Genomic DNA, 14,832 nt, shown 5'->3' on the forward strand with positions numbered 1-14,832 from the left:
GTGGAGCTCAGGGATCTTATCGTGACACCGTTTGTGATCGTGCTGGTGTATGTCGGCGCGTATCTGGTTTACTCCCGGGTAACGGATGATTGGACGCGTCGCTATTTTTTTCCGGCGCTGACTGCGAAGATCGTGGGGGCGCTAGCGCTCGGGTTTGTATACCAATTTTATTACAACGGCGGGGATACCTATAATTTTCATACACACGGCAGCCGGCACATTTGGAGGGCCTTTATGGACAACCCGGAGACGGGATTCAAATTGTTGTTTTCAAATGGAAAAATGCACAGCGATGTGTACGAGTACGCGAGCCGTATTGCTTTTTTTCGGGATGCTCAATCGTTCGTTGTCATCCGCATTGCCGCGGTGTTTGACCTGATCACATTTTCATCGTATTCGGCCACGGCGGTATTATTCTCGGTTGTGAGCTTTATTGGTTTATGGATGCTCTTCCGTTCATTTTACGAGCTTGCCCCCGAGCAACATAAATGGACCGCGCTGGCAACGCTGTTTATTCCCTCGGTTGTTTTTTGGGGGTCGGGGCTGCTCAAGGACACCATTACGCTGGCGGGCCTGGGCGTTGCAACATTTTGCATAAAACGCATTTTTCTGGACAGACAATTCAGCGTATCGCGGTTGATCGCGCTGATTGTATCCTTATACTTTATTTTTCTGATCAAGAAGTATATTCTTTTATGTTACCTGCCGGCCGTTATAGTATGGGTATATGCCGTCAATCTGACATATGTACGCTCGGCGATGCTGAAAATGCTAATGTTTCCGGTCGTTACCATGCTCGTGGCAACACTGGGGTACTATGCAGTAGCACAGGTGGGGAAGGATGATCCGCGGTATGCGCTCGAGAAGCTGGGCAGCACGGCAAAGCTTACGGCGTATGATATCGCGTATCAAACGGGCCGCGATGCCGGTAGTACCTATTCGCTGGGGGAGCTCGACGGCTCTTTCGGCGGCATGATGAAGCTCGCTCCGCAGGCGGTGAACGTATCGCTCTTCCGCCCGTACCTCTGGGAGGTTCGTAATCCGTTGATGCTGATGTCGGCACTGGAGTCGACGGCATTGTTGGTATTAACACTCTATGTACTGGTGGCGCGACGGCGGATGATCACGCGTTCGCTGGCAAACCCGCACGTAATTTTTTGCCTGGTATTCAGCATTACCTTTGCCTTTGCCGTCGGCGTGTCGTCGTTCAACTTCGGCACCCTAAGTCGGTATAAGATTCCGTTGCTGCCATTTTATACCCTGACGTTAATTCAGTTGTATTTTGTGAACAGACCTAGTACGGTCGATGCATTGGAGCGTACGGAGTAGGCACGGAGGATCTTTTCCCGGCCTTTTTCGCCCATGCGGCGTCGCTGGTCTTTGTGTTTGATCAACACTTCCAGTGCGTCTAGCCATTCCGATGGCGTACTGCATAAGAATCCATTTTCCCCCGGGTCAACGATTTCCGTATTGACACCCACCGGCGCGATGACGGCGGGTATCTCCAGTGCCATGTACTGCAGGGCTTTGAAGCCGCACTTACCTTTGGCCCAGATGTCATCGGTCAACGGCATAATGCCAATGTCGATCTGTAATAGGTCTTGCGCCTCCTGCTCTTTGCGCCAGGGCACGAAGCGAAAGTGTTTGAGCGCCAGCGTGGGGGCTTTGTCGGCAATGACGACAAACTCGATGCTGTTACCGTGCCGTGCTTCCAATGTTTGAAGCACCGGGACAATGTCGTCGAGATATTTGAGTGTAGAGTGCGAGCCCGTCCAGCCGATGGTGGTGACAGTCCGGGCAGGTTGCTGTGGATAGAGCGCCGGATTGTGAAGGTGGTCAGTGTCGATAGTGGTCGGGTTGATCACGACATGTGGCGTAAACTGCCGGGCGTAGTCGGCTAAGTAAGCATTGCCGCAACTAACCTTATAGCTCCACCGGCAAATGGCGGCCACCTTGCTGTGCCATTTTATACGTGCCGCGATGCTGTTGGCATCAGACGTATTGGGAAGCCAGATGGCGTCGTCGAAATCATAGATGATTTTTTTGCGCAATACCCTGGCAATGAACCACTCCAATACCGGCGGACCGACGGGCATCGTTTCGCGGTGGATGAAGACCATGTCGTACGAGAGTATGAGGACCGGTGCGAACATTCTGCGCAGCATGCCGCGCACAAAGCCCATGACCTTCTGAACAGCGTGGCCTTTTTTGTACAGGATTCTCCATGCCTGGAGATCCCAAAAGGATTGGTATCGATAGGTGATACCGGTTGTTGTCAGTAAGGGGAAATACTGTTCAAAGCGAAAGCGCTGGGAGGGCGATTCTTTTACCGGGTACGGTATGAGTAAAAATAATTTCATTGTAAATTCACCTAAAAATCGGGAATTAGAGAGAATTTAGCGCCCTTCTATCACAGGAACTTTCCGAATGACCCCGCAGATATCCTTCATTATTCCGCTGTACAACGAGGCACTGGTGTTTCAAAAGCTCATTCAACGGATCGATGCGTTGGCGGAACGTGTGGAGCAGACACTGGAAGTGATCCTCATTGACGACGGTAGTGGGGATGAGACGCCTTACCTGATGCGGCAGGTGGCCCTGAACAATCCACGGTATCATTGCATTTTTCTTTCGCGCAACTTCGGTCACCAATATGCGCTCAGCGCAGGTCTGCGGTATGCACGGGCGACGGAAGCTGTCATGATCCTGGATGGTGACCTGCAAGACCCACCGGAGTTGTTTTTCGAATTCTATCAATGTTACCTCGAAGGTTTTGACGTCATTTATGGCGTGCGGAAAAAGCGGAAGGAAGGAGCGTTTAAGAGAATGAGCTATTTTTTGTTCTATCGCTTGCTCCAGCGTATTTCCAACACACCGGTATTTCTGGATTCGGGTGACTTTTCGATGATCAGCAGACGGGTGACCAATATCATCAACAGCATGCCCGAGGACAACCGCTTCCTGCGGGGACTGCGCAGTTGGATAGGCTTCAACCAGAAGGGTGTTCCGTATGACCGGGATGCGCGGGCGGGCGGGGAGCCCAAATACACACTGGCGCGGTTGATGAAGCTGGCCTATGAAGGCATATTTAATTTCAGCGTTTTTCCCATTAAGTTTCTGACCTTCTCCGGCGCGTGTTGCCTGATTCTTGCCGTGGGCTACTTTGTTATTACCCTCGTGCGCAAACTGGTGTGGGGTGATGTGCCGGTGGGATTCACGGCGCTGCTGTTTATGGTCATCTTATTCGGTGGCATCCAGCTTGTCTCGATCGGTATCATCGGCGAGTACGTGTCGCGGACGTTTTTGCAGGTAAAGAACAGGCCATTGTTTATTGTCAAAGAGCGAATTACAGAAGGACAAATTATTCATGACTAGAGAAGTGATCATGTTATCACCGGCGGCCCCGGTGAGTATGGCAGACGAGTGGTACGCGATTGCCTCGCCCGACCATTTTTGGATGGAGTGGCGCTTTCGTGCGATTGTGCATCAGCTGCACAAGGCCGGTACGTTGACACCGGGAACTGGTGGTCGTTTTCTCGAGATCGGTTGTGGGCATGGTGCCTTCATTCAACAGCTCGAGCGCGATCCCGCCTTCATTACCGATGGCTGTGATCTGAACCTGTATGCCTTGCAACAGATCCCTCCCGTGAAAGGCAACATTTACGTATACGATATATATAAGCAAGAGGCGGAGATGCTGGGCAAGTATGTCGGTGTATTTCTGCTGGATGTGATCGAGCATATCGATGATGACCGCAGCTTTTTAACGGCGGCGCATGACCACGTGCAACCCGGGGGCCTGGTGGTCGTGAATGTCCCGGCCTTGCAGACACTGTTCAGTAAGTATGATACGGCGGCGGGTCACAAGCGGCGGTACACACGGCAAAGCCTGCGCGCCGCGTTGGAGGCCAGTGGCCTGGAGCCGCTGCATGTTGGCTATTGGGGATTATCGCTGATACCCATCGCTCTTTTGCGCAAGCTATACCTGGCGTTTGTGCCACCAGAGAAAGTCATCGAACGCGGATTTAAACCACCTGCCCCGATAGTGAACACATTGTTCAAAATCTGGATGAAGCTGGAGATGGCAATCTTCAAAGCGCCCCCACTCGGTACGTCTGTATTGGCGGTTGCCCGAAAGCGAGCAAAATGACCGAGGCGCGCTTCCTGTTTGTTCAATATGGTGTGGTGCTCCTGCTGACGGCGGGAGTACTTTGTCTGTTGGGAAGCATTGGGCAGCGCATGGTTGGATGGCGCATAGGCAATCCGTATGCATCGTGGCTGACCCGGGGATTTGTGGGGTACCTGTTGGTACTGATCGTCTATGCCGCGGTATGTACGGGCGGCATAACAGTAAATCTTGTTTTTGTTCCGATACTGGCGTTGGCGTATTGGGAAGTCCGGAAGAACCGGGCAACGATCAAACCTGTCGTGCGGCCCGCCCGGTCGGTCGTAGGATCTGCGTTGGCGGCACTGGTGCTGCTGTTTGTGTGGAGCTGGTGGACATTGTATACCGATCTGCACGACGTCATGGCCGACTATGGATACACAGATTACGTGCTGTATAGTCGAATATCTCAGATGATTGGCTTCACCGGATATGAGAACGGGTTTAATTTTCTGAATATCTATGATGCGACGTACCACGGCGCGGAGCCTTATCATTATTTTGATTTGTGGGGAGGCTCGGCGGTGGCGACGATATTTTCTTTGAATCATTACCTCACGCTCAAACTGGTGGTATATCCACTCTTTTTCTGGTTTGTGTTTTTGGGATATGGTGCGCTGGTTCACCAACATGATATACCCTGGCGTTCGTTCATGGTGTTGATTTCGCTGTTGTTTGTCAGTGGAATATACTTTCATTTTTATCGATACCATCCTTTCCTGCAATCCCTGGCAAGCTTGCAATTCAATGTGCTGACGCCCACGATCAACAAGCTGTCGTATTTTTATGTTTTCCTGTTGTCGGCTTTGTTGTTGTATCGACATGGGCAAACGAATCTGGCGCTGCTTTGCCTGTGTAGTCTGCCGGTGGCAAACGTCGTTTCGTTTCCGGTTTGGTGCGCTGCCGGTGGTGTTGTCGTCGTGGCGTATTTCAGGAAGACTGTACCGGCACACATGTTCTGGCAGCAAGTACTTTGTCTCGCGGTGCCGGTGTGTGGTGTCTTCATCTTTTATGCGATCTTCAAACAAAATGAGTTGGGGTTGGGCGGAGCGGAAATTGCCGCGCCGGCAAAATTGTTGGCGCAAGCGGCAGACGGTCTTCAGTGGCGCACACGGTTTAATATTGTGGTTGGGAGTGTGCTGCACTTGTTTATTTTATATGCACCCGTCGCGTTGCCGTTGCTGATCTTTATTGTTGTGAATAAGATACGGCTGCCAAGGCGTTATTTCTTACCGGCAGGCGTTGTTATACTGTGTATCCTGGGTGGTATCGGCGCCTGGGCTTTGTTATACCAGGAACTGAATTCTTTTCAGGTGTTTAGTAATATCAGCATTGTGTTGTTAAACATCCTGATGGCCGTCGGTGTTATATACGTGTATAACCGGCTTTCGAGTAGGGCGGTGAAGTATAGCACGGCATGTTTAATGCTGATGATGGCCTTATTGCTCGCGCAGGGAGCCCAGGCATTTTCACGACTGCATGCGCCGGACGTGCATTCGTCGGAATATCTGAGTGCGGTGCAACGGGCTGTGGCGCAATACCGTCTTCAGGCCGGTGTTTCGATTAAGGACGCAGGGGCCTTGAAAGATATTTTTTCGAAGTATAATGCAGCGTATCCCATGGGAGATTATTTGGTCGTCATGCGAGATGGTCTTTCGGTTGTGAACATCGGCGACTTCAACACACCCATAGACTCGTCGTCGGTATTAAATCAATACCGGTCGGTGAAAGCTATTCAAAACGGATTGTTTTATAAGCAGGTTATGCAAACGCACAAAAACAAGGTTCCGTCCGGGGACGTCATCGAGCGTGAGCAGGTGGCGTTTATTCGCCGCCATCACATGCAGTTTGTGATCCTGTCGGCTAACGCAGCCTTGCCGGCGGCGTTGGCAACGGAAGTGACGCGCGAAATAACGGATTCAAAATCAGGTGAGCGTTTTATGATCTTAAAATAAGGGCATGGAGCAATACACGAATAGATCATTGGCCATAGCCCGAGCGATAAAATTAAGATGGAACTGAACAGAACAGGTATGCATCTGGGGCACATTCTGGTGCGCGGCGCGGACGGGATCATCGGCGCGACCGTCGCGCTAGTGGAGAAGCGATACGCGATGGTCGTCATGCCGTTTTTAGCGGTAATACTTTCGTTGTTTTTTGCATTTCCATCGTACGATGTTGCCAATAAGCCGGAAATGGCCCACAGTTGGGATGCGGTGTTATTACAATCTCACAATGTTCTGAACGCAGTCGAGTACGATCCTGCCAGCCATGCTGCGAATATTGCTTTTCGGTTCACCCCCACGTTGTTGGGCGGTTTGTCGGGGATTCACACGCTGACGGGTTTTCTGGTATTTCAGGGTGTGGCCCTGATCGTTTTGTTTGTGCTGGTTGGCCGACTGTTTCAAAGGCTCGTCACGGATAACGTGGTGGCCTGTTTGCTCACGCTGGCCACGGCATTTGTATTTATCGGAAATGTACTATGCTCGGACTATCGTGGATTCTTCGACGTATTTGCTTTTCTTTTCCTGGTGGCGGGTATGCTTGCCGGGCCTTCCATCCTGACGTTTCTTTTTTTACTGCTGGCATACTTCACCGATGAACGCGCGTTGATTGCTTCCAGTCTGGTATACCTGTTTTTTGTGTTTGCCAATCCGCGCGACCTGACAGACTTGAAATTTAAGCACCTGTTCTTTTTGAACAAGCGGCTGGTGGCCGTGTTAGTGTCGTGGGTCGTTTATTTTGGGATTCGATCCTACCTGTCGCATGTTTTCGGTTTTCGGACCAACGCGACGGGCCTGACAGACTACCTGGCGTTGACCCAGGGGAGACAGATCAACCTGGCGCCATTTGCTGTGTGGACGGGGTTGGAGGGTTTTTGGATCCTGGTGATAGTTGCCCTTTTTGTACTGGCCTACGCACGTAAGTATTCCTTTGCTTTCTTGTTCATCCTGGGTATGGGCGTGATTATTTTTGTGGCTGTCTGTGTGTTCGACATGACCCGGAGCATGGCCTATCTGCTGCCGGCGATATTTGCAAGCCTGGTGGTGCTGCAGAAAACGCAGACAGAACGCACGCTGCGTTATATTGCCCTGGGCGTATTGTTGGTTTGCCTGTATCCAACCTACTATGCCGGCGGTACAAGCGATATTAGTGTCTTTTATCCGATGCCCATGCAAGTGTTCAGGATGATGCGGTAACGGGGGAATGGATGCCATGGAAATAGTCATACTATGAAGGATCTGGAGGATGTATTGGTTATAGAGCCCCCGCGTAAGTTCTCTTTGAACCTTACCGAAGTTTGGCAATACCGGGAGCTGTTCTATTTTTTCACCTGGCGCGACGTCAAGGTCAAATACAAACAAACCGCCCTGGGTGTAATCTGGGTGGTCATGCAGCCTTTGCTGATGGTACTCATTTTCACCTTGTTCTTCGGCCGTGCGCTGAATATCAACACCGATCCGCTGCCATACCCCTTGTTTGTCTTTTCCGGCTTGTTGCTGTGGAATTTTTTCTCCTCCAGTATCATTACAGCGGGGAACAGCATGCTGAACAATGCACCCATCATCAAGAAGATATATTTTCCGCGGATCATCATTCCGACATCGTCGCTACTGGTATCCTTTATTGATCTGGCCATTGCCTTTGTGGTATTTGTCGCCATGCTGGTGTACTATGCAGTAGACGTTGAGTTGCTGTCGATCCTGCTCTTCTGGCCGCTCGGGTTACTGATTACCCTTGTCGGCGCATTGGGTATCGGCAGCTTGCTGTCGGCGCTGACCGTGAAATATCGCGACTTTCGCTACGTTGTGCCCTTTGGCCTGCAGCTGGCGCTGTTTGTAAGCCCGGTGATCTATCCCACCACCGTCACGGGCCATGCCTGGATTGGCTACTGTCTGGCCATCAACCCCATGTACGCGGCCATTACATTGTTCCGTGCCGGGTTGATGCCGATGACCTTTGACATGCCCCTGCTGTATATAAGTATGGGATCGACAGTTATTTTTCTGGTACTGGGATTATATTATTTTAGAAGAACGGAAGCCTACTTTGCTGACATTGCGTGAAATCCATCCTCGACATTGAGCACATCTCCAAGCTCTTTCTGATCAGTCATCAAGGGCTGCCTTATTTAAGTCTGCGTGAGCGTCTGACGGGTCTTTTCCGTGGCCGTGAAAAACAAGAGCCCTTCTGGGCTTTGCAAGATGTTTCATTTTCCGTGGCGCCCGGTGAGTCGCTCGGGATTATTGGTAAGAATGGCGCCGGCAAGTCTACCTTGTTGAAGATTCTCTCCCGGATTACGCCGCCCACGAGCGGTCGGATTGTGAGCCGTGGCCGCATTGCCAGCTTGCTGGAAGTGGGAACGGGCTTTCACCAGGAGCTTACCGGCCGGGAGAATATCTTTATGAACGGCTCGATCCTCGGCATGCGCCGGTCGGAGATCACGGCGAGCTTTGATCAGATCGTGGACTTTAGTGGCGTGGAGAATTTTCTCGATACACCCATCAAGCATTATTCCAGCGGAATGCAATTACGCCTGGCGTTTGCCGTGGCAGCACACCTGGAGCCGGAGATATTGATCGTGGACGAAGTATTGGCCGTGGGCGATGCCGAGTTTCAAAAGAAGTGCTTGAAAAAGATGGAAGACGTGGCCGGCCAGGGGCGGACAATTTTATTTGTCAGCCACAACATGGATGCAGTAACAGCTCTGTGCAAGAAGGGTGTCTTTTTGAAGCAAGGTCAGGTGGAAGGTTATGGTGACATTCACGAGATTGTACGGAGCTACCACGACGAGACGCACCATAACAGCATGACACTCGAGAAAGGCTCGGTGCGCTCGGTAGAGATCCAACAGCAAGGCGAGACGCTTGTGCTGACCGTGTGCTACCAGCACGACGCGGTGATTGATTATCCCAACCTCGGTTTTTCTATACGCGATATGTTTGGCCACCCGCTGGCGGGTACAAACCCCATGAAGTCACAAGTAAATATGCGACCCTACAAACCCTCGCGCGAAGGACGCATCGAGGTAACGATCTCGTCGCCGAAGTTTATGGAGGGTACATACCAGCTATACGTATGGTTTGGCGATAGCCGTCGCAACTTTTTTGAGACAAAGGACCCCATCCTGTTCCAGATAACAAAGATGAGTCCTGAACAAGGTCGCAATGCAAAATTTGACGGCTATATAATTCCTGAGTGCCAGTGGAATTTTTTCTAACGACATGCTATGCTTGAACCATTAAAGAAGGTATACCGGAAGATCAAGTACGGTTTTTTTACGACACCGCAGAGAGAATATATTAATTTTCATAAACGGCGGCAGCAGATGCTGTTGGACGCATACCGGAAAACGAATGCCGTTCGAAAGCTTCAGATCGGTGCGCAAAGCAACTCGATCGAGGGGTGGCTGAACGTAGACATTCTGCCAAAGGCCAACACCGTGGCCTATATGGATGCCACGGAGACCTTTCCTTTTGAGAGCAATTCATTGGATTATGTTTTTAGCGAGCACATGATCGAGCATGTGAGCTATGAAGGCGGGCGAAAGATGCTGCAGGAGTGTTATCGGACCCTGAAGCCGGGCGGCAAGATACGAATCGCCACGCCCGACTTGCAGACGGTTGTGCGTGTGCTGGCCGACAGTCAGGATCCGGCGGTGCAGCGGTACATCCGGTTTTATGTTGACCGGTTTGTCGGTCCCACTGTGCCCTATGACCCGGCGCAGATGGTGAACACGCTGTTCTACCAATTCGGGCACCAGTTTGTTTACAACGAGTCCTCGCTGACGCATGCCCTGCAGCAAGCGGGGTTTACCCAGGTGCGGCGTTGTGCTGTAGGGGTAAGCGATGACCCGATGTTGCGGAATGTAGAGCAACACATGGTGGAGATGGGTGAGGCGAACAACGCCCTGGAGACAATGATCTTAGAAGCAACAAAGTAATGGCCGCCGTATCCGTTCTGATACCTGCTTACAACACGGAGAAATATATCGCGGAGACGATCCGGTCGGTGATGGCCCAGACCTTTACAGACTGGGAGCTAATCGTTGTAGACGATCGCTCGACCGATGGTACGGCAGATATTGTTGCCGGCTTTGCCGCCGCGGATGCCCGGATCAAACTGATTCGAAATCCGGAAAACCTGGGGATGATGGGCAACTGGAATTATGGATTGTCGCTTTGCACGGCCCGGTATTTTACCAAACTCGATTGTGACGACGTATGGGCACCGGAGATGCTCCAGGCATGTTATACCATCCTGGAGCAGGATGCATCGGTGGGCATGGTGTTTTCACAGTATCGGCTGATTGACGACAACAACCAGCCTCTGCCAGGCATCGAAGGTGACCTGCCGGCCTATGCGCGGAATGCGGCGTTTACTGGAGCCTCTCTGGTAAAGCGCGGCACGTATGGCATGCTGATGGACAACGTTATGAAGCAGGGCATCGGCTTGATCCGGCGGCGCATCTTTGAGGAAATCGGTCCTTTCTCCCTGCATGATTCCGGAGATACGGAAATGTGGTATCGCATTGGGGCGCACTATCGCATTTATGGGATCAACCAGGTATATTATTCTTATCGGGTACGGCCCGACAATTTTACCCGTACACAAATACTGAAGCTGAGCAAGCGGGAACGGAACCTGTATGAAGTGCGGAGCATGATTATAATCTATTATTATCAACACGGGCAGATCACAGCATCGGAATACCATGCATGTATGCGCGACAACCAATTCGAGTACGACAAGAGCGCCATGTATGCCTATCGCGTGCAAGGTAAGTGGGGCAAAGCTTTCCAACTATTGGCCGGCACCTTGCTGCGGCATCCGCTTCGGACGACGCGTTTTTATTTCGGACGGCTTGCGGACCGCTTCAAGCGAAAGGAATCGTCTACCCAAACAACAACGGTATGATCAAGGTTGGTTTTTGCGTTTCATACGATTGGGAGATGTTGAAGCGGTCGTTGCCGCGGGTGTATGCGCATGCGGACAGGATTTGTTTTTCACTCGATAAAAATCGTGCAAGCTGGAATCGGCAACACTATACATTTGATGAAGTAGCCTTTGCTACCTGGCTGGCACAGGCGGATCCGGATAAAAAGGTCGACCTGTACGAAGACGATTTTTCCATCGATGGGCTCTCTCCGATGCAAAACGACAGCCGGCAGCGAATGCTAATGGCCCAGCGGTTGGGAGAAGGCGGTTGGCACGTGCAGGTGGACAGCGACGAATATTTCCTGGACTTTGGAAGCTTTACCCGGCAACTTAAAAAGATCAACCCAAACCCTACTGGCAGGGAAAAGCCGATAAATGTTTGTGTTTGTTGGGTTCCGTTGATCCGACGCGTACCCAATGGGTATATCTATGTCGACTTTAAAGATCAGGTGCCGGAAGTGGTACCGGTGGCGACGACCTTGCCGCAATATGAACGTGCGCGGCATAGCGGGCATTTTAATATCCTGACGTCGCACTATGTGATTCATGAAACCTGGGCGCGGTCGGAGGACGAGCTATGGTTTAAGATGAATAACTGGGGGCACGTGGGCGATGAATTGGTGGAGCGAAACGCCCGGCAGAGCTATTACAATCTCTGGAAAGTATTGGATGAGTATAATTATCAATACTTGTCGAATTTTCACCCGGCACAAGCAACTGTGTGGCCTACGTTGGGATTCTGCCCGGGCAAGTCGGTGGAAGAGTTTATGGAAAACTATAAGCCTCCCGTCTTTCCGCTTTCACCCCTGCGCCTGGCGATGCGGAATAATCGAAACGTAGCGCGGATCAAGGCGTTGTATTCTAAATTATTTTCATGATCGCGCTGTCCATCGTCATCATCAACTACAATACGTTTGGCCTGACATGCCAATGTATTGATAGTGTTGTTGAGCAGACGCAGAACGTTCGGTATGAGATCATTGTCGTGGATAATGCTTCGCGCGAACGCGACCCGCAGGATTTCGCTGCGCGCTATCCGTTTATCAAGCTTGTGAAGAGCGAAAAGAACGTGGGCTTCGCCGGCGGAAACAATCTCGGCATTGCGGTGGCCGAAGGGCAATACATAGTCTTACTGAACAGCGATACGGTATTGCAGAACAACGCCATGCATATTTGCCTGGAGTACTTGCGCGCGCACCCGCGTGTGGCGGTGGTGGGTCCGGCGCTGTTCTTTGATGATGGCACGCGGCAGCATAATTGCCAGCGGTTCCCTTCGATCCGGTATAAGCTCTTCGAGCTGTTCCGGTTACAAAAGTTCCTTCCCCGTCGTGTCGGTGGAAAAATACTGCAGGGCTATTTCTTTGATCACACCGAACCGGTGGAGACGGATTGGATCTGGGGGACGTGCTTTATGTTTGAGAAGAAGCTGCTGCACGAACTAAAAGATAACAAGCTGGCGGAGACTTTCTTTATGTATGGTGAGGATATGCAGTGGTGCCTGGAGTTTAAGAAGCTGGGCTATCATATTGCCTATGAGCCGGCGGCCAGGGTGTTGCACCTGATGGGTAAGAGCGGCGGGGCGAAGTCGGATCTGATCGAAAAGAATGCCGCCATCTTTATGAATATGTATTACTCGCCGGTAGAGCGATCTGTGATCCGGCAGTTAGACCGTTTACTGATACCATGACAGCGACCGTAGAAAATAGTGGGGTAAGGCTGTCGGTGGTGATTCCCACCTATCAGGGAGCACAGCGCATCCTGACGGTACTGCGTTCGTTGGAGCAACAATCGTTTCGCGACTTCGAGGTGATCGTGGTGATCGATGGCAGCACGGACAACACCGAGGCCGTGGTGCAGGGGGCGGGTGTCAACCTCCAGCTTCGTGTGGTCGTACAACAGAACAAGGGGCGGGCGGGTGCGCGGAATGCCGGCGTACAAGCGGCACGGACAGATGCCGTTGTATTTTTTGACGACGATGTGATCGTCGCGGCGGATGTGCTCGGGTGTTACTATCAATATCACCAACAAGGAGAAGCCCTGGTAGTCGGCGGGCTTTATTCTGTACAAGAAAGCCGGAACGAGTTCTTTCACTATTTCGAATACCTCAATACGAAGTGGAGCGCCAACCTGAACGGCAACACGGCGGGGTATATGAAGACGCCGTATATGTCGGCTGCGAATGCGTTCGTGCAAAAGAAAATCTTTTATGAGGTGGGTGGTTTCGATGAAGGCCTGCGCGATGCCGAGGATTTTGATTTGGCAGTGAAATTATTCGAGAAGGGATATAAACTGTATTTTGATCCGGCATTGCGTGTCGGTCATCATCTGCAACAGAGCATGCAGGTGTATGTACGCCGCTTGAATCAATATAAAGATGCGCATCGTGCGCTGCGCGAACGCAATCCGGCCGTGAAGAAGTATACCGCGGAAACGCCCTGGCAGGGAAATCTGTTGAAAAAAATGATCTATCGTTTCTTCGCATTTCCCTTCTATATCCGGTGGGCGGACGTGGGTGTATTTACCTTTCTGCCGGTGAAGATCCGCTACCGGTTTTACGATGTGATCGTTACAGCAAACTCTACGGACTTCGTATGAAAAAGAAGCTGGTGTATATTCTGTCTTTTGTAGAGAAGTCGTTGCCCGTCGAGTGGGTGATTGAAAACCTGGACCGGACAAAATATGACTTGTCCTTTATCATGATGGGAAAGGATAACACACCCTTCACCCAATTTCTGCAGCAGCAAAACGTACCATACGATGTCGTGCCGTATGACGGCAAGGCCGACCTGCTGCCGACCTTTTACAAGATCTTCCGGATTTTGCGTCGTACGAAGCCGCACGTAGTGCATGTACATTTATTTTACGCCGGCATTATCGCGCTGCCGGCGGCCTGGCTGGCCGGTGTGCGTCACCGAATTTATACGAGACACTATAGCAGCTATCACCACGATTATTTTAAGAAGGCTGTCGTTCTCGACAGGATCATCAATTTCTTTTCGACCCGGCTGGTCGCCATCAGCCAGGTGGTGGAGAATGTGCTGGTGACACGGGAACATGTGGCGCCGGAAAAGATCACACGGATTCCGCACGGATTTGATTTTTCTTACTTTGTGCGCCGGCCAGAAGAGATCGAAGCGGTGCGAATCAAACACGGCATTCCCACCGGGCAACATCCGGTCGTTGGCGTCATTTCCCGCTATACGCATCTTAAGGGTATTCAATACACGATTGAGGCATTTGCTGCACTGCGCCAGCGCTACCCGCAAGCGCACCTGGTCCTGAGCAATGCCAGTGGTGATTACAAAGAGGTGTTGTCTTCAAAACTGCACGCGCTACCGCCGGGGTCTTTTACTGAGATCTTGTTTGAGGAGGACGTCCGGGCGCTGTATGCATTGTTCGATGTTTTTGTGCACGTGCCAATCGCGCCTGATTGTGAGGCGTTTGGGCAGACGTATGTAGAAGCGTTGGCGATGCGGGTGCCCTCGGTCTTTACGCTGTCGGGCATTGCCCGGGAGTTTGTGGAAGATAGGGTGAACGCCCGGGTGGTTCCCTACCACGATGCTGCCGCGATCTCGCATGCTATCCAGGATCTGCTACAGAATGTGACGCTGCGCGAGCGTGTTACCGCTCAAGGGTACGAGGCAGTAACCCAGCGGTTTGGTATGCCTGTTATGATCGAGCGCCTGGATGCCGCGTATCAAGCGTCTTCAAAAGCGCGCATCTGAGGG

At 51.6% G+C, this 14,832-nt stretch carries 14 protein-coding genes; 13 read left to right on the forward strand and 1 reads right to left on the reverse strand.

What is annotated here, in order from left to right:
• Positions 1-1,329, forward strand: coding sequence for a hypothetical protein (locus KK062_RS07500; RefSeq protein ID WP_254083652.1), 1,329 nt, complete (start codon positions 1-3; stop codon positions 1,327-1,329).
• On the opposite strand, the gene KK062_RS07505 is transcribed toward KK062_RS07500, so the two are convergent.
• The gene (locus KK062_RS07505; RefSeq protein WP_438835848.1) at positions 1,272-2,120 is read right to left on the reverse strand and encodes a glycosyltransferase family 4 protein; all 849 of its coding nucleotides are present in this window, start codon (positions 2,118-2,120) and stop codon (positions 1,272-1,274) included. The genes KK062_RS07500 and KK062_RS07505 overlap by 58 nt on opposite strands.
• A gap of 307 nt (positions 2,121-2,427) precedes the next feature.
• Here KK062_RS07505 and KK062_RS07510 point away from each other — a divergent pair, with 307 nt between their 5' ends.
• Genes KK062_RS07510 through KK062_RS07565 form a run of 12 tightly spaced genes read left to right on the forward strand, consistent with a single transcriptional unit; the run spans position 2,428 to position 14,829 of the window.
• Positions 2,428-3,375, forward strand: a complete 948-nt coding sequence (locus tag KK062_RS07510) for a glycosyltransferase family 2 protein (protein WP_254083654.1) — start codon at positions 2,428-2,430, stop codon at positions 3,373-3,375.
• Complete coding sequence (locus KK062_RS07515) at positions 3,368-4,150, forward strand: class I SAM-dependent methyltransferase (protein WP_254083655.1); 783 nt, start codon at positions 3,368-3,370, stop codon at positions 4,148-4,150. The genes KK062_RS07510 and KK062_RS07515 overlap by 8 nt, the downstream gene beginning before the upstream one ends.
• Positions 4,147-6,120: a hypothetical protein gene (locus KK062_RS07520; protein ID WP_254083656.1), complete on the forward strand. Its 1,974-nt coding sequence runs from the start codon at positions 4,147-4,149 to the stop codon at positions 6,118-6,120. The genes KK062_RS07515 and KK062_RS07520 overlap by 4 nt, the downstream gene beginning before the upstream one ends.
• Positions 6,121-6,177: 57 nt before the next feature.
• The gene (locus KK062_RS07525; RefSeq protein WP_254083657.1) at positions 6,178-7,365 is read left to right on the forward strand and encodes a hypothetical protein; all 1,188 of its coding nucleotides are present in this window, start codon (positions 6,178-6,180) and stop codon (positions 7,363-7,365) included.
• 33 nt (positions 7,366-7,398) lie between these two features.
• Positions 7,399-8,232, forward strand: a complete 834-nt coding sequence (locus KK062_RS07530; protein ID WP_254083658.1) for an ABC transporter permease — start codon at positions 7,399-7,401, stop codon at positions 8,230-8,232.
• Complete coding sequence (locus KK062_RS07535) at positions 8,229-9,386, forward strand: ABC transporter ATP-binding protein (protein ID WP_438835849.1); 1,158 nt, start codon at positions 8,229-8,231, stop codon at positions 9,384-9,386. The genes KK062_RS07530 and KK062_RS07535 overlap by 4 nt, the downstream gene beginning before the upstream one ends.
• Before the next feature lie 9 nt (positions 9,387-9,395).
• Positions 9,396-10,109 carry a class I SAM-dependent methyltransferase gene (locus KK062_RS07540; RefSeq protein ID WP_254083659.1) on the forward strand — a complete coding sequence of 238 codons (714 nt, stop codon included), beginning with the start codon at positions 9,396-9,398 and terminating at the stop codon, positions 10,107-10,109.
• Positions 10,109-11,083, forward strand: a complete 975-nt coding sequence (locus KK062_RS07545; RefSeq protein WP_254083660.1) for a glycosyltransferase family 2 protein — start codon at positions 10,109-10,111, stop codon at positions 11,081-11,083. The genes KK062_RS07540 and KK062_RS07545 overlap by 1 nt, the downstream gene beginning before the upstream one ends.
• Complete coding sequence (locus tag KK062_RS07550) at positions 11,080-11,982, forward strand: hypothetical protein (protein WP_254083661.1); 903 nt, start codon at positions 11,080-11,082, stop codon at positions 11,980-11,982. The genes KK062_RS07545 and KK062_RS07550 overlap by 4 nt, the downstream gene beginning before the upstream one ends.
• Entirely contained in the window at positions 11,979-12,791 is an 813-nt protein-coding gene (locus KK062_RS07555; protein ID WP_254083662.1) for a glycosyltransferase family 2 protein, read from the forward strand. The genes KK062_RS07550 and KK062_RS07555 overlap by 4 nt, the downstream gene beginning before the upstream one ends.
• The gene (locus KK062_RS07560) at positions 12,788-13,699 is read left to right on the forward strand and encodes a glycosyltransferase family 2 protein (protein WP_254083663.1); all 912 of its coding nucleotides are present in this window, start codon (positions 12,788-12,790) and stop codon (positions 13,697-13,699) included. The genes KK062_RS07555 and KK062_RS07560 overlap by 4 nt, the downstream gene beginning before the upstream one ends.
• Entirely contained in the window at positions 13,696-14,829 is a 1,134-nt protein-coding gene (locus KK062_RS07565; protein WP_254083664.1) for a glycosyltransferase family 4 protein, read from the forward strand. The genes KK062_RS07560 and KK062_RS07565 overlap by 4 nt, the downstream gene beginning before the upstream one ends.
• Positions 14,830-14,832: the final 3 nt, after the last annotated feature.

It is taken from the genome of Dawidia cretensis, from assembly GCF_018598175.1.
In the GTDB taxonomy this organism is placed as follows: Bacteria; Bacteroidota; Bacteroidia; order Cytophagales; family Cyclobacteriaceae; genus Ohtaekwangia; species Ohtaekwangia cretensis.

What these genes read in the sequence shown, in the direction of transcription:
- KK062_RS07565 (WP_254083664.1), top strand. Translation starts at nt 13,696, where the DNA reads ATGAAAAAGAAGCTGGTGTATATTCTGTCTTTTGTAGAGAAGTCGTTG.
- KK062_RS07505 (WP_438835848.1), bottom strand. Translation starts at nt 2,120, where the DNA reads ATGGTCTTCATCCACCGCGAAACGATGCCCGTCGGTCCGCCGGTATTG.
- KK062_RS07560 (WP_254083663.1), top strand. Translation starts at nt 12,788, where the DNA reads ATGACAGCGACCGTAGAAAATAGTGGGGTAAGGCTGTCGGTGGTGATT.
- KK062_RS07520 (WP_254083656.1), top strand. Translation starts at nt 4,147, where the DNA reads ATGACCGAGGCGCGCTTCCTGTTTGTTCAATATGGTGTGGTGCTCCTG.
- KK062_RS07555 (WP_254083662.1), top strand. Translation starts at nt 11,979, where the DNA reads ATGATCGCGCTGTCCATCGTCATCATCAACTACAATACGTTTGGCCTG.
- KK062_RS07515 (WP_254083655.1), top strand. Translation starts at nt 3,368, where the DNA reads ATGACTAGAGAAGTGATCATGTTATCACCGGCGGCCCCGGTGAGTATG.
- KK062_RS07550 (WP_254083661.1), top strand. Translation starts at nt 11,080, where the DNA reads ATGATCAAGGTTGGTTTTTGCGTTTCATACGATTGGGAGATGTTGAAG.
- KK062_RS07525 (WP_254083657.1), top strand. Translation starts at nt 6,178, where the DNA reads ATGGAACTGAACAGAACAGGTATGCATCTGGGGCACATTCTGGTGCGC.
- KK062_RS07510 (WP_254083654.1), top strand. Translation starts at nt 2,428, where the DNA reads ATGACCCCGCAGATATCCTTCATTATTCCGCTGTACAACGAGGCACTG.
- KK062_RS07530 (WP_254083658.1), top strand. Translation starts at nt 7,399, where the DNA reads ATGAAGGATCTGGAGGATGTATTGGTTATAGAGCCCCCGCGTAAGTTC.
- KK062_RS07540 (WP_254083659.1), top strand. Translation starts at nt 9,396, where the DNA reads ATGCTTGAACCATTAAAGAAGGTATACCGGAAGATCAAGTACGGTTTT.
- KK062_RS07545 (WP_254083660.1), top strand. Translation starts at nt 10,109, where the DNA reads ATGGCCGCCGTATCCGTTCTGATACCTGCTTACAACACGGAGAAATAT.